Source organism: Streptomyces sp. NBC_00057, from assembly GCF_045041165.1.
GTDB lineage: Bacteria > Actinomycetota > Actinomycetes > Streptomycetales > Streptomycetaceae > Streptomyces.
Window position 1 is genome coordinate 497,715 of sequence record NZ_CP108256.1, and the last position, 21,301, is coordinate 519,015.

General features: G+C 69.3%; 23 protein-coding genes and 1 pseudogene. 18 read left to right on the forward strand and 6 right to left on the reverse strand.

Going from position 1 to position 21,301, the window contains the following annotated elements:
- Positions 1–2: 2 nt before the first annotated feature.
- From OG953_RS02540 to OG953_RS02565, 6 genes are all read left to right on the forward strand, one after another.
- The gene (locus tag OG953_RS02540) at positions 3–224 is read left to right on the forward strand and encodes a V-type ATP synthase subunit F (RefSeq protein WP_405682214.1); all 222 of its coding nucleotides are present in this window, start codon (positions 3–5) and stop codon (positions 222–224) included.
- Complete coding sequence (locus OG953_RS02545; protein WP_405682215.1) at positions 221–745, forward strand: hypothetical protein; 525 nt, start codon at positions 221–223, stop codon at positions 743–745. The genes OG953_RS02540 and OG953_RS02545 overlap by 4 nt, the downstream gene beginning before the upstream one ends.
- Positions 733–2,475, forward strand: a complete 1,743-nt coding sequence (locus OG953_RS02550) for a V-type ATP synthase subunit A (RefSeq protein WP_405682216.1) — start codon at positions 733–735, stop codon at positions 2,473–2,475. Before OG953_RS02545 ends, OG953_RS02550 begins: the two co-directional genes overlap by 13 nt.
- Entirely contained in the window at positions 2,472–3,851 is a 1,380-nt protein-coding gene (locus OG953_RS02555; RefSeq protein WP_405682217.1) for a V-type ATP synthase subunit B, read from the forward strand. Before OG953_RS02550 ends, OG953_RS02555 begins: the two co-directional genes overlap by 4 nt.
- Positions 3,848–4,483 (forward strand): V-type ATP synthase subunit D, encoded by a 636-nt coding sequence (locus OG953_RS02560; RefSeq protein ID WP_405682219.1) that lies wholly within the window; start codon positions 3,848–3,850, stop codon positions 4,481–4,483. The genes OG953_RS02555 and OG953_RS02560 overlap by 4 nt, the downstream gene beginning before the upstream one ends.
- 317 nt (positions 4,484–4,800) lie before the next feature.
- Complete coding sequence (locus tag OG953_RS02565) at positions 4,801–5,082, forward strand: DUF1876 domain-containing protein (RefSeq protein ID WP_405682220.1); 282 nt, start codon at positions 4,801–4,803, stop codon at positions 5,080–5,082.
- Positions 5,083–5,443: 361 nt separating this feature from the next.
- Here OG953_RS02565 and OG953_RS02570 read toward each other — a convergent pair whose 3' ends face one another.
- The 5 genes from OG953_RS02570 to OG953_RS02590 are packed head-to-tail and all read right to left on the reverse strand — an operon-like array spanning position 5,444 to position 10,043.
- Complete coding sequence (locus OG953_RS02570; protein ID WP_405682222.1) at positions 5,444–6,811, reverse strand: Ni/Fe hydrogenase subunit alpha; 1,368 nt, start codon at positions 6,809–6,811, stop codon at positions 5,444–5,446.
- Positions 6,808–7,590, reverse strand: coding sequence for an oxidoreductase (locus OG953_RS02575; protein ID WP_405682224.1), 783 nt, complete (start codon positions 7,588–7,590; stop codon positions 6,808–6,810). Before OG953_RS02575 ends, OG953_RS02570 begins: the two co-directional genes overlap by 4 nt.
- A 1-nt stretch (position 7,591) precedes the next feature.
- Positions 7,592–8,428 (reverse strand): FAD/NAD(P)-binding protein, encoded by an 837-nt coding sequence (locus OG953_RS02580; protein ID WP_405682226.1) that lies wholly within the window; start codon positions 8,426–8,428, stop codon positions 7,592–7,594.
- Positions 8,428–8,886 carry a Crp/Fnr family transcriptional regulator gene (locus tag OG953_RS02585; protein WP_405682228.1) on the reverse strand — a complete coding sequence of 153 codons (459 nt, stop codon included), beginning with the start codon at positions 8,884–8,886 and terminating at the stop codon, positions 8,428–8,430. Before OG953_RS02585 ends, OG953_RS02580 begins: the two co-directional genes overlap by 1 nt.
- Entirely contained in the window at positions 8,883–10,043 is a 1,161-nt protein-coding gene (locus OG953_RS02590; RefSeq protein WP_405682229.1) for a 4Fe-4S dicluster domain-containing protein, read from the reverse strand. The genes OG953_RS02585 and OG953_RS02590 overlap by 4 nt, the downstream gene beginning before the upstream one ends.
- Before the next feature lie 177 nt (positions 10,044–10,220).
- Between OG953_RS02590 and OG953_RS02595 the strand changes: the two genes are divergently transcribed.
- The 8 genes from OG953_RS02595 to ppk2 all read left to right on the forward strand — a co-directional run bounded on the left by OG953_RS02595 (position 10,221) and on the right by ppk2 (position 15,872).
- Positions 10,221–10,724, forward strand: a complete 504-nt coding sequence (locus tag OG953_RS02595) for a hydrogenase maturation protease (RefSeq protein WP_405682231.1) — start codon at positions 10,221–10,223, stop codon at positions 10,722–10,724.
- 310 nt (positions 10,725–11,034) lie between these two features.
- Positions 11,035–11,349, forward strand: coding sequence for an Hsp20/alpha crystallin family protein (locus OG953_RS02600; protein WP_405682233.1), 315 nt, complete (start codon positions 11,035–11,037; stop codon positions 11,347–11,349).
- A 355-nt stretch (positions 11,350–11,704) separates the two neighbouring features.
- Positions 11,705–11,893 (forward strand): hypothetical protein, encoded by a 189-nt coding sequence (locus OG953_RS02605; RefSeq protein WP_405682234.1) that lies wholly within the window; start codon positions 11,705–11,707, stop codon positions 11,891–11,893.
- A complete protein-coding gene (locus OG953_RS02610; RefSeq protein ID WP_405682236.1) occupies positions 11,890–12,567 on the forward strand; it encodes a cytochrome b N-terminal domain-containing protein in 678 nt (225 codons plus the stop codon). Before OG953_RS02605 ends, OG953_RS02610 begins: the two co-directional genes overlap by 4 nt.
- The gene (locus OG953_RS02615; protein WP_405682238.1) at positions 12,564–13,526 is read left to right on the forward strand and encodes a hypothetical protein; all 963 of its coding nucleotides are present in this window, start codon (positions 12,564–12,566) and stop codon (positions 13,524–13,526) included. Before OG953_RS02610 ends, OG953_RS02615 begins: the two co-directional genes overlap by 4 nt.
- Positions 13,527–14,046: 520 nt before the next feature.
- On the forward strand, positions 14,047–14,325 hold the full coding sequence (locus OG953_RS02620; protein WP_405691582.1) for an SHOCT domain-containing protein: 279 nt from the start codon (positions 14,047–14,049) through the stop codon (positions 14,323–14,325).
- Positions 14,322–14,912, forward strand: coding sequence for a hypothetical protein (locus OG953_RS02625; protein WP_405682239.1), 591 nt, complete (start codon positions 14,322–14,324; stop codon positions 14,910–14,912). The genes OG953_RS02620 and OG953_RS02625 overlap by 4 nt, the downstream gene beginning before the upstream one ends.
- Positions 14,913–15,050: 138 nt before the next feature.
- Positions 15,051–15,872, forward strand: coding sequence for a polyphosphate kinase 2 (gene ppk2, locus OG953_RS02630; RefSeq protein WP_405682240.1), 822 nt, complete (start codon positions 15,051–15,053; stop codon positions 15,870–15,872).
- Here ppk2 and OG953_RS02635 read toward each other — a convergent pair.
- Positions 15,862–16,764: a universal stress protein gene (locus tag OG953_RS02635; RefSeq protein WP_405691584.1), complete on the reverse strand. Its 903-nt coding sequence runs from the start codon at positions 16,762–16,764 to the stop codon at positions 15,862–15,864. The genes ppk2 and OG953_RS02635 overlap by 11 nt on opposite strands.
- Before the next feature lie 326 nt (positions 16,765–17,090).
- On the opposite strand from OG953_RS02635, the pseudogene OG953_RS02640 reads away from it, so the two are divergent.
- The 4 genes and pseudogenes from OG953_RS02640 to OG953_RS02655 all read left to right on the forward strand — a co-directional run.
- Positions 17,091–17,543 (forward strand): annotated as a pseudogene (locus OG953_RS02640) (nicotinate phosphoribosyltransferase); the annotation flags it as partial.
- A 202-nt stretch (positions 17,544–17,745) separates the two neighbouring features.
- Entirely contained in the window at positions 17,746–18,207 is a 462-nt protein-coding gene (locus OG953_RS02645) for a cyclic nucleotide-binding domain-containing protein (RefSeq protein WP_405682241.1), read from the forward strand.
- Positions 18,208–18,254: 47 nt separating this feature from the next.
- Entirely contained in the window at positions 18,255–18,878 is a 624-nt protein-coding gene (locus tag OG953_RS02650) for a CBS domain-containing protein (protein ID WP_405682243.1), read from the forward strand.
- Positions 18,879–19,265: 387 nt separating this feature from the next.
- On the forward strand, positions 19,266–21,218 hold the full coding sequence (locus OG953_RS02655) for a multicopper oxidase family protein (RefSeq protein WP_405682244.1): 1,953 nt from the start codon (positions 19,266–19,268) through the stop codon (positions 21,216–21,218).
- The last annotated feature ends 83 nt before the right edge of the window (positions 21,219–21,301 follow it).

Consider the following 21,301-nt stretch of genomic DNA (forward strand, 5'->3'; position numbering starts at 1 on the left):
TCATGGGGCAGGTGGCAGCCATCGGGGAACGGGTACGGGTGGCCGGGCTGTCGCTGGCCGGGGTGAAAGTCCTGGTCGCCGAGGAGCCCGAGGCGGTCCGGCGGGCCTGGCGGAGCCTGTCGGGCGAAGTCACGCTGGTGATCGTCACCCCGGCCGCAGCTGAGATGCTCGGCCGAACGGCGTTGGAGAGCACGCGGCCGCTGACCGCAGTGATGCCGGCATGACGACACCAGCCGCTGGACAGACAGACGCCCTCGCGACGGTACGCGCCGAGTTGCTGCGCTCGGCGCGGGCCGACGCCGAAACGCTGCTCGCCCAGGCTGCGCGCGATGACGAGCTGGTACTCGACCGCGCGAGGACCGAGGCCGAGGAGATCGTCGAACAGGCCCGCCGCGAGGGTGCGGCCGAGGGTGCGGCCGCCGGAGCTGCCGGACTGCTGCGGGCCCGCCGGAGCGCCAGGTCCCGCGAGCTGGCCGTCCGCCGGGAGGCCTACGAGGAGCTGTGCCGCCAGGTGACAGAACGCGTCCGGGCCCTGCGGCACACAACGGACTACCCCGGTGTACGCGATCGGCTGGAGCGGCGGGCCCGCCAGCTCCTCGGTCCTGACGCCACCGTTACCGAACAGCCCGGCGGCGGGGTGGTCGCCCACGCGGCCGGGCGGCGGGCCGACTTCACCCTTGACGCCCTCGCCGCCCGCGCGCTCGACCGACTGGGTGCGGACACGGAAGCCCTGTGGACGCCGTGACCGGCTCGCCCCGAGCCGATGCTCGGATCCTGCGGGTCGCGGGGCCGCTGGTCGAGCTGGAGTACACCGCCGACACCGCCATGAACGACCTGGTTTCCCTCGGAGAGGCCGGGCTGCCCGGCGAGGTGGTGGCGATCACCAGCGGCGTGGTGACGGCCCAGGCGTACGAGTACACCGGCGGGCTGGCCCCCGGCCACCGCGCCCGCCCCCAGGGCGGCCCGCTGTCGGCACGCCTCGGCCCCGGCCTGCTCGGCAGGATCTTCGATGGCCTGCTCCGCCCGCTGTCCGGCAGCGAAGACTGGCTACTGCCCGGAAGCGGCGGGGGCGGAACCGAGGGGCGTACCTGGCCCTTCTCCCCTTCCGTGGCAGTCGGCGATCAGGTGACGGAGGGGCAGGTACTCGGCGAGGTGCGGGAAGCGGGTCCTGTGTGGACACGGATCCTGGTGCCACCCGGCTGCGCCGGTCCGGTGCAGGAGATCGTCCGGGAAGGGGGCTACCCACAGGATTCGGTGCTGGCCGTCGTCGGCGGCACCCAGGTACGGATGACCACCGACTGGCCGATCCGTCGGCCACGCCCCGTCCGTGAACGCCTCGACGCCCGCCAGGCGCTCAACACCGGCCAGCGCGTGATCGACCTGCTCTTCCCCGTAGCCCGGGGCAGTACGGTCGCAGTCCCCGGCGGTTTCGGGACCGGCAAGACCATGCTGCTCCAGCAGATCGCCAAGTGGTGCGACGCAGACGTCATTGTCTACGTCGGCTGCGGCGAGCGCGGCAACGAGATGGCCGATGTCATCGTCGAACTCTCCGAGCTCGTAGACCCCCGCACCGGAGGCCGGCTGGCCGAGCGCACGGTGGTCATCGCCAACACCTCCAACATGCCGATGATGGCCCGCGAGGCCAGCATCTACACCGGTGCCACGGTCGCCGAGTACTTCCGGGACATGGGGCGAGACGTCGTGGTCATTGCCGACTCCACGTCGCGGTGGGCCGAAGCGCTGCGCGAGTTCGCCTCCCGCACCGGCGCTCTACCGGCCGAGGAGGGCTATCCAGCGGGCCTCGCCTCGGCGATCGCCGCCTTCTACGAGCGGGCCGGTGCGGTGACCACCCTCGGCGGGGACCCGGGCTCGGTCACCGTGATCGGCGCGGTGTCCCCACCCGGGGCGGACATGGCCGAGCCGGTGACCGCCCACACCGAGCGGTTCGTGCGCTGCCTGTGGACGCTGGACCGCGAGCTCGCCTACGCCCGCCGCTACCCGGCGATCTCCTGGGCGGGCTCCTTCTCGCGCGACGCCGACGCCCTCGCGGCCGGGCACGCGGAGGCCGGCGACCCTGCCTGGCAAGGCAGGCGAGCCGAGATCAGCGCCCTGCTGGCGGAGGCCGACCGGCTCACCGATCTCGTCGACCTCATCGGCATCACCGCACTCCCCGACCAGGAGCGCGTCAGCGTGCTCGGTGGCCGACTGGTACGCGAAGGGGTCCTCCAGCAGAGCGCCCTTTCCGACCAGGATGCCTACTGCGGCCCGGAGAAGGCCTCGGCTCTGGCCGAAGCGGTCCTCACGGTCGTCGCACGGTGTCGGGAACTGGCCGAGGCCGGTGTGCCGACAGGTTCCATCGAGGAGGCGGACTTCGGCCCCCTGCTGCGCGCCCGCGAGGAAGTCGACCCGCATGGCTCGGCGGGCGTGGCCCTGCGGCGGGACGCCGTGCTCGCCGTACTGCAGGGGCTGATGTGACCACCTGGGGCGAAGTCGAGTACACGGCCATCCGTGAGCTGCGCGGCCCGCTCGCCGTCGTCGAAGGGGTGAGCGAGGTCGGCTGGGACGAGTTCGTCCGGATCACCCTGGAGTCCGGTGAGCAGCGACACGGCCTCGTACTGGAAGTGGACCGCGAGGTTGCTGTGGTGCAGGTCCTGGAGGACACCGCCGGCATGGATCCCTCACGTGTGCGGATGGCCTTCGCCGGAGGGCCGCTGCGCATCCCGGTCGGCCCCGGCTGGCTGGGCCGGGTCTGCAACGGCCGCGGCGAGCCGGCCGATGGCGGGCCCCCGATCTTCGGACCCACCACTGCGGCCGTCGGCGGCACCCCGATCAACCCGGTGCGACGGGATCCGCCCGGAGAGCCGGTGCTCACCGGAGTCGCCGCTGTCGACGGGCTCACCACCCTGGTCCGCGGGCAGAAGCTGCCGGTATTCTCCGTCGCCGGTCTGCCGCATCTGGAGCTGTCCGTCCAGATCGCCGCCCAGTCCACCACCGGCGGAGAGCCGTTCTGCGTGGTCTTCGCCGGTATGGGGCTCACCCACGCCGACGCCTCCTTCGTACGGGACACACTGGAGGAGCGCTCCGCCGCCCACGAACTGGTGCTGCTGCTCAACATGGCCGACGATCCTGTCATCGAACGGATCCTCACCCCGCGCCTGGCACTCACCATCGCCGAGAACCTCGCATTCGACGGCGGCAGGCACGTCCTCGTGGTGATGACCGACATGACCAGCTATGCCGAGGCGCTGCGCGAGGTGTCCGCGGCGCGCGGCGAGATCCCGGCCCGTCGTGCCTACCCCGGTTACCTCTACAGCGACCTCGCCTCCCTCTACGAGCGCTGCGGGCGGATCCAGGGCCGACCCGGCTCCGTCACTGTCCTGCCGGTGCTCACCATGCCCGCAGGCGACATCACCCATCCGGTTCCCGATCTGACCGGGTACATCACCGAAGGCCAGATCGTACTCTCCCGCGAGACCCACGCCCAGGGTGTCTACCCGCCTGTGGACGCGCTCTCCTCGCTCTCCCGTCTGATGCGCAAGGGCGCGGGCCCCGGCCGCACCCGCGACGACCATCTCGATGTTGCGGCGCAGCTGCTGGCCGCCCTCGCCCGCGCCCGCCAGGTCCGCGAACTCACCGACCTGGTCGGGCAGGCGGCCCTGAGCCCGACCGACCGCCGGTACCTGGAGTTCGACCGGGCCTTCCTGCACCGCTTCGTGGACCAGCGACCCAACGAACTGCGCACCCTCGACCAGACCCTGGACCGCGCCTGGCAGGTGCTTCTCACCCTCCCCCGCAGTCAGCTCGCCATGCTGCCGACCGCCCTCCTCGACGCGCACGGGTCGGGACCATGAGCACCTTTCGAGCTCCACCCGGGCGTGCCGGACGCCTCCGTCTGCGGCACGGCCTGGACATCGCCGAACGCGGCGCGGACCTCCTCGAACAGAAGCTCCGCATCCTGCGCGCCGAGCACCAGCGTCTGCAACGGGCCGAGGAGGCAGCCACTCGTGCCTGGCACGAGTGGCTGCGGGAGGCCGAAGCCTGGCTGCTGCGCGGACTGCTGCTGAGCGGGGAGGGGGCCCTGGAGGCGGCAGCAGAGGCGCTGGACCCCACCGATGTCAAGGCCCACTGGGCCGGTTTCATGGGCGTCCGGTACCCGACGAACGTCTCCTGCACCGTGCCCGACCGCTCACCCACCGCAGCCGCCCCCGCCAACACCGCCCTGGTGCACGCTGAGGCCGCTTACCGGGAAGCAGTCCGGGCGGCCGCCGAGCACGCCGCCGCCGCTGCCGCCATCCGCATCATCGGCGCGGAGGTGCTGAGCACTCGTCAGCGGGTCCGCGCCTTGCAACGCCACTGGATTCCAAACCTGCGCGAGGCACTCACCCACGCCGAGCTCGCCCTGGAACAGAGCGAGCACGAAGACGCCGTACGACGGCGCTGGGCCTCCAGCGTGCTGCGGGAAGAAAGACCGCGCTCCCGATGACACGCCGTCCGTCGCGGGCGCGGGAGGCCGCGTGCGGCCCCTGCCTTCGGACGGGCCCCGCAAGGCGTGCTCGCGGGACGGCCCACAGGGCGTGCCGGACGGACCTGCCCGGCACGCCCTGTGGGCCGGTAGGCCCAAGCCCGGGACAGCTCACGCGGCGCAGTATGGAGGCCAGAGCAATTCGAGAAGGATCGTTGTCGCGCCGAATCCGGGAGTCGGTCGTGCTTCGCCGTCGTGGAAACCCGGCGTACCGACGGCGGTCGACGGCGGCCGCGTCCCCTGCAGCCTGGACCGTTCAACGGAAGGAAGTCTTGGCCATGACCCAGCACACCAGCACCGAGAAGCCACACAGCAAGCAGTGGAACGTTCGTCTTGACCTCTTCGAGGAAGGTGACCTCACCAAGGTTCACGCCGTCCTCGACACCGGTGACACCACCCTTCGGAGTCGTACCTCCGCCCAGCGCAACCCTCACGACACACCCGTTCCCGAGATCGGCGACGAGTTCGCCGCCGGCCGGGCATTGATCGACCTCGGCAACCAGCTGCTCCGCGCCGGAAGCACCGACTCCGCGTCGGGTGACCTTGCCGCGCCCGGTTGAACGGGCGTCGAGAGCAGCCGCCCCGGCTGGTGGGCAGGAAGAGATCCGCCATAGCCGAGCGGCCCCTGCCCCTGGAAGAGCCGCTTCTGCAGGGCTCAGCCGGAGTTGTGGCACCGCCACTGCACAACATTTGGCCGTGGCGCTTCCGCCCGACGTCCGACGCGCTCCGGATGCACCTGGAGGCGGCCCCGATGCGTGCCGTGCCGCACTCCCCTGCGGTCTGTGCAGTTCGCGCACGCCGACATCCACCGAGGTGCGGGGGCGGCTGTTGCAGTACGGCCTCAACGAGCTGCATCGGCGTGGCGGCCGACGCTGGACCGGTGAGCCGGCGCGCCGATTCACACACCGCATCGTTCGGCTTTCAGGTTCGCTCGACGGTGAGGTTGAGGAAGTGGGCCGAGCATGAGATGCACGGGTCGTGATTGCGGATCGCCCGTTCGCACAGGGCGGTCAGCTCCGTGTCGGTGGGGTCGCCGTCTCCCAGGCGTTCCTGCACGATTCGGCGGAGGTCCTCCTCGACCGCACCCAGGTTCTGTACGGTCGGCGGGACAAGGTCGGCGTCGGTGACGGTCCCTTCGGAGTCGAGGGTGTAGCGGTGGTACAGGAGACCGCGCGGCGCCTCGGTCGCCCCATGCCCGGTACCGGCTCGTGAGGGCACGTCGACGTAGGGGCGTGGCGCGGGTTCGTAGGCGTCGATGATCCGCAGTGCCTCGTCGACCGCGTAGAGCACCTCAACCGCTCGGACGATGATGCTGCGGAAGGGGTTTCGACAGACAGTGCCCTGCCGGGGGTCGCCGAGTCCGGCGTCGTGGGCGGCCTGAAGGGCGATCGGGGACAGCCAGCGGCCGCTGATGGCGTACCGGGCGAGTGAGCCGGTGAGATGGCGACGGCCGTCCAGCAGGGAGTGGAGGGCGGTGGAGTGGGGTACCTGGCTCTCGGTGACGTGGGCGCCGAAATCGTGGACCCCAAAGGTACGGGTGGGCAGCGCACGGTCGGATTCGGGGGGAAGGCCGGCGGTGTGCGGCGCGGCCATGACGGTCGGGGTGCCGGACTCGATGGCGTAGGTGCCGGGCTCGGACAGGGCGAACAGGTCGTTGTCGCATCCGGCGTCGGGGAACTCGAAGCCGGCCACCCAGCGTACGGTTTGGGCCGCGTCGTCCCGGGCCCGGCGTAACCGTTCGGCCAGCGGGCGCAGTTCGGTCGTGGTCGGGATGCGGTGGAAGCCACCGAGGCGGACGTTGATCGGGTGGATCGCGCGGCCGCCAAGCAGTTCGATGATCTGGTTGCCGGCCTGCTTGAGCCGAAGGCCGCGTTCGATGTCGGCGCGCCGGGTGCGTGCGAGGTCGATGGCGTTGTCGCAGCCGAAGAAGTCGGGCGCGTGGAGGAGGTAGATGTGCAGCGTCTGGCTCTCGATCCATTCACCGCAGTAGAGCAGTCGGCGCAGCGCGGCCAACTGCCCGTCCACGACGACGCCGCAGGCGTCCTCGATCGCTCGGCAGGCGCTCATCTGGTAGGCGACCGGGCAGATCCCGCACACCCGGGAGGTGATGTCGGGCGGCTCGGTGTAGGAGCGTCCGCGCAGGAACGCCTCGAAGAAGCGTGGGGGTTCGTAGATCGCCAGCCGGGCCTCTGCAACCTCGCCGCCGTCCATGCGCAAGTACAGTGCGCCCTCGCCCTCGACGCGGGCGAGCGATCCGACTTTCAACACCCTTGAGTCGCGGTGGGTCACCCTTCCAGTTCCTTCCGGGAGGCCGCGTCGAACTCGGGAGCGGCGGTATTGAAGGTGCGCAGCACCCGCACCACGTCGAGGGTGTCCATGCCGTCGCGGCGCAGGAGGGGAATGAACGAGGGGAAGTTGGTCGAGTTGGACGGGCCGAAGCAGCCGTAACAGCCGCGCCCGTACGCGGGGCAGATCGCACCGCACCCGGCGTGGGTGACCGGACCCAGGCAGGGCGTACCGTGGGCCACCGTCACGCAGACCGTGCCGCGCTGCTTGCACTCGAAGCAGACGCTGTGCGCGGGTACGTCGGGTTCGCGGTCGGCCAGGTAGGCGGTGAGGACCTCCACCAGTTGGCCTCGGTCGATGGGGCAGCCGCGCAGCTCGAAGTCCACCAGGACATGGGCGCTGATGGGTGTGGAGGTGGCGAGCGTCTCGATGTAGTCCGGTCTGGCATAGACGACAGCCTGGAAGTCGGCGACGTCCGCGTAGTTGCGCAGCGCCTGGACGCCACCTGCGGTCGCGCACGCCCCGATGGTCACCAACCGCTTGGAGACGGCCCGGATGTGCTGGATCCGGTCGGCGTCCTGCCGGGTGGTGACCGATCCCTCGATCAGCGACAGGTCGTACGGGCCCGGCGCGTCGGCGCTGGAAACCTCCAGGAAGTGTGAGATCTCCACTCTCTCGGCGATGCCGAGGAGTTCGTCCTCGCAGTCCAGCAAAGTGAGCTGGCATCCGTCGCAGGAGGCGAACTTCCAGACGGCGAGTTTCGGGCGATCGCTCGTGGTCATGTCACAACTCCCTGACCATGAGAAGGGGTTGGGCCGTGGTCCAGCTGACGACGGGGCCGTCGCGGCAGAGCAGGAGGGGGCCGAGCTGACAGTGCCCGCAGTGGCCAGTGGCACAGTGCATATTGCGTTCCAGCGAGACCCGGATCAGTTCCGGATCGACGCCGCGGTGCACCAGCTCGCCGGCGGTGGCCCGGATCATCGGTTCGGGGCCGCAGATGAACGCCGCCGACGCCCCGGGGCCGAAGGCGGCCCGGTCGAGCAGGGTCGTGACGACGCCGACCTCGCCCTGCCACAGCGGGTCCGCGCGGTCCACGGTGATCAACACCCGGGCAGCCGGCTGCCAGCCGCGAACGTCCTCGCCGTAAAGCAACTCGTGGGGCGTGCGCGCTCCGATGAGAACGTTCAGCCGTCCGTAACGCTCGGGGGCGGCAAGCGCGTCGCGTACGAGCGGGCGCAGCGGCGCCAGACCGATACCTCCAGCCACGACGAGCAGGTCGTTCCCAGCTGCGGCGGGTAGTCCCCAGCCGGTGCCGAACGGGCCGCGCACTCCGACCGTGTCACCGCGCCGCAGCCCGTGCAGCGCGCCGGAGACCGCTCCGACCGTGCGGATGGTGTGCGTCAGCCGGTGCCCGTCGATCCCGGAGACCGACAACGGGATGTCGCCGGCGCCGAAGGCGTACACCATCGCGAACTGCCCAGGAGCGAAGGGCTGCAGGGCCGAGCGGACCGGTTCCAGGACGATCGTGGCGGTGTCGGGCGTCTCGGCCTCGCGTTCCACCACCCGGTACGGAACAGGGACAGTTCCCGGCCGAGCAGTCAATGGTGCGGAAGCCGTCATCACGACTCACCGGCGTCGGGGGGCCCGTACAGGTCGAGCAGGCGGATTCGGGTGGACTTCAGCCGCCGTGCGATGACCTGCGCAACACAGTTGGTCAACGCCAGGCCGAACGACGGATCCTTCTCACACGCGGCTCGGACCCGCTCCGCGTCGAACTCTGACGCCGACACGGTGCTGCGGGCCTGCGCGCCCAGGTGCCAGCGGTACGGCTCGAACAGCCAGGACCAGCCCAGCAGATCGCCTTCACCAAGGGTCTCCAGGACTGCCTCGCGCCGGCCCGGAACGTGGACGTCGAGCGCAACGATCCCGGAACGGATGATCCAGAACCGGTCGGCGACACCGTCCTCGTCGAAGATGCGAGTGCCGCCGGGGAAGGAGACATCGTGGGCGAACGTGCCCAGCCGCTCGCGGTGGCCGGGCGACAGGGCACCGAGAAACCCGTGGCGAACAACGGTCATTGCGGGCCCTCCCCCGGCTCCTGCCGGGCGGCCTCCCGTTCCAGGTTCAGCGCGTGGGCCTCCTCGGTGATGTCGATACCGACCGGGCACCACACGATGCAGCGCCCGCAGCCGACGCACCCGGAGCTGTCGAACTGGTCGTACCAGGTGCCGAGTTTGTGGGTGGCCCACTGCCGGTAGCGACTGCGTGAGGAGTTACGGACCGGACCTGCCTGCAGGTGGGAGAAATCCAGGTCGAAGCAGGACTCCCAGCGCCGCCACCGCTCGGCGTGGTCTCCGGTGAGGTCCGTGACGTCCTCGGTGGTGGTGCAGAAGCAGGTTGGGCAGACCATGGTGCAGTTTCCGCAGGTCAGGCAGCGGGCCGCGACGTCGTCCCAGCGCTCGGCCGTGAGGGTCTCGCGCATCAGTACCTGCAGGTCCACCAGCGGCATGCTGCGGCCCATGCGATCCGCCGCGTCGGCGACACGCTCACTCGCCGCGGTCCGAGTCGTGGCGTCGGCGGGACGGTGAGGCAGCTCGGCCAGGACCGACTCTCCCTCCTCGCTCCCGGTCCGCACCAGGAAGCGGTGGCCGTCGGAATCGAGTACCTCGGTCAGCGCCAGGTCGTAGCCGGGCCCCACGGCCGGCCCCGTGCCCATGGACACGCAGAAGCAGGTGGCACCCGGCTCGGTACACTCCGCCGCCACCAAGAAGGCCCGCTCACGACGCCCGCGGTACGCCGGGTCGTTGTACATCCCGCCGGTCAGCACCCGGTCCTGGATCGCGATGGCCCGCAGGTCGCAGGGGCGCACGCCGAGGAACGCGTACGACGACGGTGATGTCCGGTCCTCAGTCACCACCAGCTCGCCGTCGGCACCGCGATCGGCAGTCCACTGCCGCTCGCGCGGCGGGTGCAGAAACGTCTTCCAGGACTGAGGGCCCGCGCTGTGCGCGAACACGGCGCCGTCCTCGCGGGCACGCAGCCGGTAGACGCCTGCCTCCAACTCGACTCCCCAGCCGTAGGGGAGTTCCGCACCGCCGGAGATCTCGGACAGGACGATCGCCCCGTCGCGGACGGTCGGTCCCACGACCGTCCGGCCACGCCTGGCCAGGGCCGTGATCAGCGCGTCCAGGCCGTCCTTGTCGATCACCGCGGCCGTGCCGCCGTCGTCCGCCATGGCCAACCTTCCGACGCCGCCGATGGTGCTGTTCCGGCCAGTATGTGCACGGACCTGCTGCCCGGCACGGGCCGACCGGCCTCTGCGTGGTCCAGGTGGCTGTGTCCGTCAACCCGTACGGACCCCGCAGGGACCCGGTACCACTGGCGAGCCTGTCCGGCGGGAAGGGGCAGGCGCGTGAACCTCACTACGCGGATCGCCGTCATCGGCGTCGGGAACGAGTTCCGCCACGACGACGGTGTGGGCTGGGCCGTCGTGGGCCGGCTGGCAGAACGGGCCAAGGAACGGCCACTGCCGAGTGGGACCGCCCTTCTGGTGTGCGACGGCGACCCCGCCCGACTGATCGCCCTGTGGGAAGACGCCGAACTTGCCATCGTGGTGGACGCCGCACAAGCACACCCCAGGCATCCCGGTCGGCTACATCGCCTGAAACTGGATGGTGGGCGGCTGTCGCAGACAGGCAGTGCGACTAGTTCCCACGGGCTCGGGCTCGGCGAAGCCGTCGAACTCGCCCGCGAACTGGACCGCCTACCCGGACAACTGGTCGTCTACGCCATCGAGGGAGCCAACAGCAGCCTGGGCACCGGCCTGTCAGCATCCGTTGCAGTCGTCGTGGAGCCGCTCACAGAACGAATCGCGGAAGAAATCGCGCTGCACGTGGGTTCTGCCGGCAGCCGATAGGCGCGAACTGGCACGACGACGGCGGCCACGGTCAGGCTGACCGGGTCGAGCAGAAGTCCGGTGAGCCCGCCACGGCCTCGCTCCCCGGTGAATCAGCGCCTCGGCATTGTGCCCCTCGTGCAGGAGGGCGATCGCCGCGTCCTCGGGCGTCACCTCGACCGAGACGTCGACGTCCGAATGACGGCGACGAAACTCTCGACGGCGTTGTCGCGCCGCTCGGCACCCGGTACGCGGCGCCACTGCGGACGCCGAAGCCCACCTGTGCAGGACCAATGCCGGACTGAAGGACTCCGCCATGTGCCGATGCTCAGTGAGGCGCCTTCCTACAGCGTCTGGGAATTGCGACCGGAAAGAGTGGTGGGGTGTCCCGACGCACGATTCGCCGGGCAAGGCCGAGGCCGGCGAACGGGAACTGCGCATTACCGGGGAGTGCAAAGAGCGTGAGCGCGAAGGCGTCTTGCGGAGCGGCACCCGGCGGACCGGACACTTCGAATACCGGGCGCTGTTGCCCGCCGAAGTCAAGGCCGAAGAGAACACGGCCACCCTGGCCGACGGGGTGCTTAACGTGACCGTTCCCAAGGCCGAGGCAGCCAAGCCGCGGCACATCGAGATCACTGAAAGCTGACGTGCAGCCGCGCCTGGCTCCCGTACGTCGGGCGGAGAATCTTTGATCGCCGTCCGCCCCACTTCGGCAGGTCGGCCGGAATCCTGTCGGCCTGAGATTCACAGTCATGACTTGTATCTACGGAGGCATGGCTCGGTCATGCGTGCCTTCTGCAGTGCGTGCACCCCTGCGGGCCCACCGCACCAGGACGTACCTTCCCTCCGGCGCCGCCCCGAGTCGAAGGCCGACCTCACTACCCGACCGAGACCACGAACAGGCGAACCTCTGCGCCGGATGGCGGCCGCAGCGGGCGTGGACTCGACCCTGCTGATAGTCCTCGGTAGGTGGACGCCATACCGGGAAAGGGGTGGCCACGATGACAGACGGACCGATGCACCCAGAACATGTCCTGAGTGCGCCCGTGGATCTGAGCGGCACCGGGTACTACGTCCACTGGGGCGTACTGCAGATCTCGGCGGTAAACCTTGTGGTCATCGCTCTGATGCTGATCGTTTTCGCGCTGGCGCTGCTGCTGCCCTTCCCCCGCGGTCGGCAGCGGCGATGAGCGGCGCCGCAGGGCGGACCCGCGGCCCGGATGACAACTCGGCAGGAGGGTGGACCGGCGCTGTGCAGCGGCGCGCCCTGCGCGCGTTGCCCCCGGACAAGCTGCTGCCCACCACCCAGCCGGAGTACGTGGCCTCCTGGATCTACGTGTTCGGTGTCCTCACCCTGTCCAGTCTGGTGGTCGTCATCACCACCGGATGCGTCCTGGCGCTCTTCGGCCCCGCGTGGTGGCACGTATCAGGCGTCGGCAGGTACATCAACAGCCTGCACCTGTGGAGCGTCGAACTGTTCATGTTCGTCATGGTCGTCCACCTCTGGGGAAAGTTCTTCATGGCCGCCTGGCGCGGACGGCGGACACTGACCTGGATCACCGGAGCCGTCGTCTTCATCGCCTCGATCGGCGCCGCCTTCACCGGCTACCTGGTGCAGCAGAACTTCGACTCCCAGTGGATCGCGGGCCAGGCCAAGGACGGCCTGAACTCGGTGGGCATCGGCGCCTGGTTCAACGTGCTGGACTTCGGTCAGATGTTCATGTGGCACATCGTGCTGCTGCCCATGGCGGTGGCCGTCCTCGCGGTGTGGCACATGCTGCTGGTGCGGCTGCGTGGCGTGGTGCCGCCCATCGGGACCACCACGCCCGAGCCCGTCCCCGACAGATCACGGGAGCCCGCATGAGGGCACGAAAGGCCCACCGCGAACCGGTGCCCGACCCCGGCGCCTTCCCTCAGCGACCGTACGACCTGGTCAAGGAGCTCACCATCGCGCTGGTGGCGACCACACTGCTGACGGTCGGGCTCGCGGCGGTCTTCTCCTCACCCGACGAGAAACCGATCACCCTGGCCCGCTGGGCAAGGGCCGCCCCCAACGACTTCACCGCCACCGCCGTCGCCGAACTGGGCGGCACCAGCGGCACCGCGCAGTACGGCCCCCCGTACACCGCCACCCCGGGTGCCGGGCAGAAGATCGGGCCGGTGAACCTCCAACGCGCCGCCGGGGTGACCACACCGATCGACACCGCACGCGACTTCGTGCTCCGCCCGCTCACCGCCGCGCCGGAACCTGCTGCCGTCTCCTCCGGGCTGGCCGCTTGGCGAACCGCCCCCGCCCGCCGTCAACAGCAATGGGCCGCCGCCTACACCAACGCGCTGGGCAAGGCCCCCGGAGGCGACCCGGTCCTGGTCGCGCCCGGCGACTACGGCCCCGTTCCCGTCCTGACCTCCCGCCTGCTGGAGCTCGCGAAGACGGGGGCACTCGACGGCCAACTACTGGCTGTCGGGCACTTCTACGAGACGGACTACACCAAACCGCTGCTCTTCCTGAGCGACGGCTCGTACCTCGAAGACCAGGCCCGCGCCCGACACCTGGCCGGCGACCAGTGGGGGATGATGAACGAGACCGGCAACTACCCCGGTCAGCCCTGGTTGTGGCTGTACACGTTCTGGTACCAGATCGAACCGTTCAGCAGCTCAGGCAACGCCGACGCCCTGGTCTGGGGCCTGATGGCTCTGCTCACCCTCGCGTTCGTCCTGGTGCCGTTCATTCCAGGCGTCCGGTCGATCCCGCGATGGACTGGGGTCTACCGCCTCGTCTGGCGCGACTACTACCGCTCACGCCGGACGACACGGCAGCACTGACGGTACGGGCACCCGTATCACCTCGGACTCGCCGATCACGATGTACTCGACGGCGGCCTGCTTACCCGGGACTTGCGAGGGCCTTGCCGTGCAAGGCGGCATCCAGGTTCGCGCGGTCCGGGCCGAGCGGACCTTGGGCAGGTCCGCAGTCACCTGGACGGTACTGATGTCGGGCGGGGCCGGGATGTCGCCCCTCCCGGTGCTCACCGCGTTCAGGGTCTGCCGGAACGCGGCGGCGTAGCTCGCCTCGTCCGGCGGTGGTACGCCGCTGCTTCAAGCCCCCCTGGAGGCGATCGCGGAGCTCACCAGCCCGCTCGCACCCGGCGACCGCATGCGCTGCGGCGCCGCTCGGGGGATGGGCGGCGGTACGGCGGCCTCACGCTGCGATCGATCTTCAGGCCGCGGGCATGAGCCCCTGGGGCCGTTCGGCCCAGCACCGGAAGCCATGCTCCCGATTTCCCTCGAAGGCGTTCCTCACCCACGCTGGAATTGAGGGAACCAGCCAAGGGAAGTGATCGGCATGATGTGGTACGACGGCGGCTGGGGCCGGGGCGGCTGGTTCGTCATGACCGTGGTCATGGTGCTGTTCTTCGCATTGCTGATCGCTGGCATCGTTGCCCTTGTGCACTACCTGACCAGCGCCCACCGTGGCCACCAGCCTGGCTCGCCTCCTCCCTCCGGCGAGCATGGGTGGGGAGGCAGGCGGGCAGAGGACCTGCTCGCCGAGCGGTTCGCCCGCGGGGAAATCGACGAAGACGAATACAAACATCGCCTCGCGCTGCTGCGGGAACAGCGATGAACACGGACCGCCAACGCCGGATGTGGCTGGTCCTGGGCGGTGCCACCGCGGCGCTGCTGCTGGGCATTGCCACGACGGCGCTGTTGGCCACGACCGGCGCCTTCCGCAGTCCACACCCCGCCATCTGGCGGGCGCCGAGCGCCGCGCGGTGCACAGCGCCCCCGCTGCCCGGTCAGGTGGTGCAGGTGACCTTGGCCGATATGGGCCACCCCAGCGGTCCAGGCCCCGGCTGGAGCGGAATGCGCATGATGCGTCTGATCGCTCACCCCACCACCGTCACGGCCGGAACAGTGTCGCTGCGCGCGGTCAACGCCGGATACCTCACGCACGAGGTGATGGTGCTGCCGCTGTCCACGGCCCAGGCCCCAGGACAGCGGCCTACCGGTCCGGACAGGCGCATCGATGAGACAGGCAGCCTCGGCGAGGCGTCACGCAGCTGCGGCGCGGGCGCGGGAGACGGCATCGCCCCGGAAACAACCGGATGGATCACGCTGACGCTGCGGCCCGGCCGCTACGAACTGGTCTGCAACATCCCCGGCCACTACCTGGCCGGTATGTACACCGAACTCGACGTCACCGGCCGCTAGCGCCTGCCGGCTCAGGTGCGCCGGTAGCGGGCAGGCCGGGACGAGCGGCGACCGCCGGAGCCCACCGGATCTGCGCAGCGAGGCCCGTTCGGCGCTGACGCTTGACTTCGAGCGTGGTCTCCTCCCTATCGTCATCCCATGTCGGACGGGAAAGGTTCGGGCGAGCCCGGAAAGCTGCCGCGCTCGCTGTACGAGCGGGAGCTGTACCGGCTCCAGACCGAGCTCGTGAAGCTCCAGGAGTGGGTGCGGGCCGAAGGTGCTCGGCTCGTCGTGGTGTTCGAGGGACGTGACGCGGCGGGCAAGGGGAGCACGATCAAGCGCGTCACCGAACACCTCAATCCCCGGTTGGCGCGTATCGTCGCGCTGCCGCGGCCCACCGAGCGCGAGCGCGGCCAGTGGTATTTCCAGCGCTATGTCGAGCATCTTCCAGCCGCGGGGGAAGTGGTCCTGCTCGACCGGAGCTGGTACAACCGTGCGGGCGTCGAGCGCGTCATGGGTTTTTGCACCATGGAGGAATACCAGCGGTTCCTTCGCCAGTGCCCGATCTTCGAGCGGATGCTGGTGGAGGACGGCATTCTGTTGCGCAAGTACTGGTTCTCGGTGAGTGACGCGGTGCAGGAGGAGCGGTTCCGACGCCGACTGCAGGATCCCACCCGCCGGTGGAAGCTCTCGCCGATGGACCTGGAATCGATCACCCGCTGGGAGGCCTATTCGCGGGCGAAGGACGAGATGTTCGTCCATACCGACATCTCGGAGGCTCCGTGGTACGTCGTCGAGAGCGACGACAAGCGCCGGGCCCGGCTGAACATGATCGCCCATCTGCTGTCGACCGTGCCGTACGAGGCAGTCGCTCCGCCGGTGATCGAACTGCCTCGACGACCTCCGGCCACCGGGTACCAACGGCCGCCGAGGAACCTTCAGACGTACGTCCCCGACCACGCATCGCAACTCAGGAAGTGAGGCGAGGGGTCTCACACCACAAGGCCCCCAGAGGTACGACGGCCACCGGACAGTCGGCGTGGTGGAGCAGGGTATGAGCGACTCGGCCGAGCTGGAGTCCGAGGTGGCCGCGGCGGCGATGCGCTCCGACGACGATCAGGTCCGCGGCAGCCGAGCGCTGGACCAGCACTTTTGCAGCCGTTTCCTCGACCGCCGCCGAGTGCAGCCGGACCGTCGGGTGATCGCGTACGAACTCGGCCACGGCTTCGTCGATCAGGGTCGCCGCACGTTCCTTGTGGTACAGGTGCTCACTGGCAGTACGCCGGGGGTCGGCACGGTTGTGCGCGGGACAGCGCCAGGCATGTACGGCATCCAGGACGCAGCCCCTTGCCCCGGCCTCACGGAAGGCGAACCGGACCGCCGCCTCTCCTCCCTCCGATTCCCCGACACCCACGAGGATCCGCCCATGCGTGCCTTCGATACCGGCCTTGTCACCGCGCACGACGATGACGGGACAAGGGGCCCGCGCGGCTACGGCGAGACTGACCGAGCCGAGCAGAAGTCCGGTGAGCCCGCCACGGCCACGGGCCCCGGTGATCAGTGCCTCGGCGTTGTGCCCTTCGTGCAGAAGGGCGATCACCGCGTCCTCGGGCGTCACCTCGACCGAGACGTCGACGTCCGGATGGCGGCGGCGGGCACGCTCAGCGGCGGTTTCGGCGATGCTGTCGGCGAGCGCCTGTTCCGAAGGACGGCCGAGGCTGAGCGCCGGCGCGGCGCCCTCGTACTGCTCCCGCCTCGACGCGTACACCAGCCGCAGCGGCAGCCCATGAAGAGCCGCCTCGTCGACGGCCCAGTCGACCGCCCGCAGGCTGGTCTCCGATCCGTCCACACCCGAGACCAGGGGCAGCTCCATCATTTCCACCGCCTTCCACTCGACCGGGTAAGAAGTACCTGCCCTCACAGTTTCACTGGAGCGGGCCGTGCGTGAGGACCGGTTCGGCCCGGATACGGAACGTTCGGCCCCCTTCGTGGTCCGGCTGGTCCACACGCACGACATGCTCTTCGGCAGCGGCAGAAGAGACTCGACGGTGCTGGTTGCCGCCCCGGCGTCCGGCTGGCCCACAAGACACAGGAGGCCGATAGTGGAGGGAGGAGTGCAGGGGGTGGTGCGGCGCGAACGCGCGGAGGCCGGGCGGCAGTCCCGGAAGGGATGACACGACGGGGAGGAAGGTGCCGTCGATGTCGAATGCCACGAGCACCGACCTCTACGAGGTCACGATGGCTCAGTCGTATCTGAGCGAAGGAATGACCGGTTCGGCGACGTTCAGTCTGTTCGTGCGCAAACTGCCGCCGGACCGTGGCTTCCTTGTCTGTGCCGGGCTGGATTCGGTCCTCGATTTCCTCTCCGCCTATCGTGTAGACGCAGACGACGTGAATGTCTTCGCCTCTGTGATGGGACGACAGCCCGAGGATCTGGCACCGCTGCTCGGCCTGGAATTCAGCGGCGAAGTCCGGGCAGTACCCGAAGGGCACGTCGTGCTGGCCGGAGAACCCCTGCTGGAAATCACTGCACCCCTCCCACAGGCCCAGATCGTCGAAACCTACGTACTCAACCAGCTCAACCACCAGACCTCCGTCGCCTCCAAATGCGCCCGATGTGTCCTGGCCGCCCACGGACACCCGGTCGTGGAGGGTGGCGCTCACGGAGCCGTCTGATCCGATCTCGCGATCGGGCGCAAGGAGTGGCTCGGCCGACGGATCCGTCAAGTGCTCTGAGATCGCAGAGCCTGCCCACCCAGGGCCGGACGGGACCGCGGCAGGGGGCCGGTCGGCCCATGTCCATGAACCGGCCGTCCGGCGATGCTGAAACCGGAGGCCACAGAGGAGGACACCGATGAGCGCTTCTCCGACTCGCATCACCGCAGCTCTGCCTGCCCAGTACCGTGCCCGCCTGATGCAGATCGGACAGGAGGTCAATTTCGCGGAGGGAGTCCGCCTCTTCCAAGAAGGGGACCGCGCAGACCGCTTCTGGATCCTGCGCTCGGGCACCGTCACGCTGGACATCCGCGTACCGGGCAGTTCCCCGGCAGCGATCGAGAGCCTCGGCTCCGGCGAACTGGTCGGCTGGGCCTGGCTGTTCGAGCCCTACGTCTGGCACCTCGGAGCAGAGGCGATGACGCCTGTCCGTACCCATGAGTTCGACGCGGCGACCGTACGCATGATGATGGACGCAGATCCCGCATTCGGTTCGGCCATCGGCCATTGGGTCGGGCAGGTGCTCGCCCACCGGTTGCAGGCCACTCGGATCCGTCTGCTCGATCTCTACGCCCCTCATGGCAGCGGCGGGTTTGTGTGAGCACGCCGCCCTGCCACCACCCAAGAGTCACGCCCGAGGAGCACCCCATGGCTGCATCCCGGTACACCGTCAGCGACGTCATGACCCACACGGCCGTGGCCATCGGCCGCGAGGCCTCGTACAAGGAGATCGTCGAGCTGATGCACCAGTGGAAAGTCAGCGCCGTGCCGGTCCTCGAAGGCGAGGGCCGCGTCGTCGGGGTCGTCTCCGAGGCGGACCTGCTACCGAAGGAGGAATTCCGGCAGGACGACCCGAAGCTGCCCGGCCAACTGGAGGAGGCGTCCAAAGCCGACGCGGTGCTGGCCGAGGGGCTGATGTCGAGTCCGGCCGTCACCGTCCACCCCGATGCCACGCTCGCCGAGGCCGCCCGCATCATGGCGCGCAGGCGAGTGAAACGACTGCCCGTCGTGAACGACCTCGGCATGCTGGAGGGCGTCGTGAGCCGCAGCGACCTGTTGAAGGTGTTTCTGCGCCCGGACGAGGAGATCGACGAGGAGATCCGATCCGCTGTTGTCGCCGAACTCTCTCCCCCGGTCCGGGTGGAATTCTCTGTGCTGGATGGTGTCGTCACCCTGCAAGGCCCCCTTCAGGACCGTGCCCTGGTGCCACTGCTGGCTCGGGCTATTCGCGCGGTCGAAGGCGTCGTGGACGTGCGCATGGAGCTTGTCTGAAGTGCCCTCCAGGCACTGCGTCCCACAGCGGCGGGTCCGGCTCCGCCGTGCGGGCGGTCGCGACCCAGCAGGGGTATCGACTGTGGGTGAAGTTCCTCCGGCGGAGTGGACACTCGACCTCTACGCTGCGGGGGCAGTGTCGTGACTGCGCTGCTGCTGAAACCCGGCCGGGCCGTTCCAGTCTCCTTGAACAAGCCGACTGTCGCCACAGTCGTAGGCCATGCACCGTGAACGCCACGGCGTGGAGATCCGGGCGAGCCGAAACGCTGCGCCTGCACGAAGATCTCGGCCCGCGACGTTCCGAGTGGCTCTTCTTCGTTGTGTCGGAAACACTGGAACGGTTTCTGGGACTGCATCCGATGGGGGGCCGTGTCCAGGAGGACTCAGATGGCCACAAGGCGCCAATTCATCAAGGCCGGCCTAGCCGGCGGAACCTGCCTCTTCCTCCCGGCCGGGTCTGCCTCCACGCCGGCCTGGCCGGGGGTCCCCAGCCGCGTCCTGGACCCGACGCACGTCGACAAGTACGTCACCGAGCTCGCCATCCCGCCGGTCATGCCCTGGGCCGAGAAGGACGAGGCAGGACGCGTCGATCACTACACGATCGGTGTTCGGCAGTTGCGGCAGCAGATCCTGCCAGCCGGTATGCCGGCCACAACGGTGTGGGGGTACGGGTCGACCCGGCATCCGGGAAGCTTCTCCTATCCTGCATGCACCGTCGAGGCGACCTTCGGCCGGGCCATACGGGTCACGTGGGTGAACCAGCTGCTCGACCGCCACGGCAACCATCTGCCGCACCTGCTGCCGGTAGACCCCACACTGCACTGGGCCAACCCTGAAGGCGGCATTTCACGGCGCGATACGCGGCCGGCCTTCACCTCGACACCCGGCGCCTATACCGGGCCCGTGCCGATCGTGACCCACCTGCACGGGGGGCACAACACGCAGGAGAGCGACGGCTACCCCGAGGCGTGGTATCTACCCCGTGCATCCGACATCCCCGACGGATACGCACGGGTGGGCTCCTTCTATGAACAGTTCAAGACGATATTCGAGAACCAGTTCGATGCGGCCTGGGAGCCAGGAACCGCCATATTCCAGTACGCCAACCAGGAGCGTGCCGCCACCTCCTGGTTCCATGACCATGCCCTGGGGGTCACTCGACTGAACGTCTACGCGGGGCTGGCAGGCTTCTACCTCCTGCGCGGCGGGCCCGCCGACCTTCCGAGCGGTGTACTTCCGGGGCCGGCGCCGAAACTCGGTGACCCCCCGGGAAAGCACTACTACGAGATCCCGGTCGTCATCCAGGACCGGTCGTTCTCCACCGACGGCAGCCTGTTCTACCCGGCGAGCCGCGCATCCTTCGACCACTTCACCGGTCCCTACATCCCCGGCAGTGACATCTCCCCCATCTGGAACCCGGAGTTCTTCGGCAACACGATGGTGACCAACGGCCGTACCTGGCCCGCTCTCTCCGTCGAGCCGCGCCGCTACCGCCTGCGGTTCCTCAACGGCTGCAACGCACGCTTCCTGATCCTGAAGATCGTCACAGACCCGATGGCCCCTCGTCCCGCAGACCCGGTGCTCCCCTTCTGGCAGATCGGTTCGGAGGGAGGCTTCCTGCCCGCACCCGTGCAGCGCGACCAACTGCTCACCGCCCCCGCCGAACGCGCCGACGTCATCGTCGACTTCACCTCGATCCCGGTCGGCACTGATCTGTACCTCATCAACGAGGGCCCCGACGAGCCGTTCAGGGGTGGGAGAGCGGGCACAGACTTCCGGCCGGCGGCCCCCGGGACCACTGGACAGGTCATGAAATTCACGGTGGCACGACCGCTCGCCACGCCGGACAGGACCGTACCCCCCGCCCACCTCACCCTTCCGCCGTTCGAACCACTGGGTCCAGCGAGCCACACGCGGCAGGTCTCCTTGCTGGAGCAGAACTCCGCGGTCCTGCGGGGCGTGGGCCCCCGCGTGGTGATGCTCGGCACCGTGGACCGGCACGGAAACCCGACCCCCATGGGATGGGCCGATCCCATCACGGAGAACCCGGCACTCGGGGCGACCGAGATCTGGGAAATACACAACTCCACCACCGATGCCCACCCGATCCACATCCACGAGGTTCAGTTCCAGGTCGTCGACCGGCAGAGCACCGGGCACAGCGCAAGACCTCCAGAGCCCTGGGAGAGCGGTTTCAAGGACACGGTGATCGCCTATCCGCACGCCATCACCCGGGTCAGGGCCACCTTCGACCGGGCGGGACAGTATGTGTGGCACTGCCACATGCTCGAACACGAGGACAACGAGATGATGCGGCCGTACCGTGTCGGCCCTCACTGAACGCCAAAGCACCTCGCTCCACGCTGCCATCGCTCCAGGGCGGTGACGATTCACTCACCCGGCGTGTCGAGCCGGCGCCGACC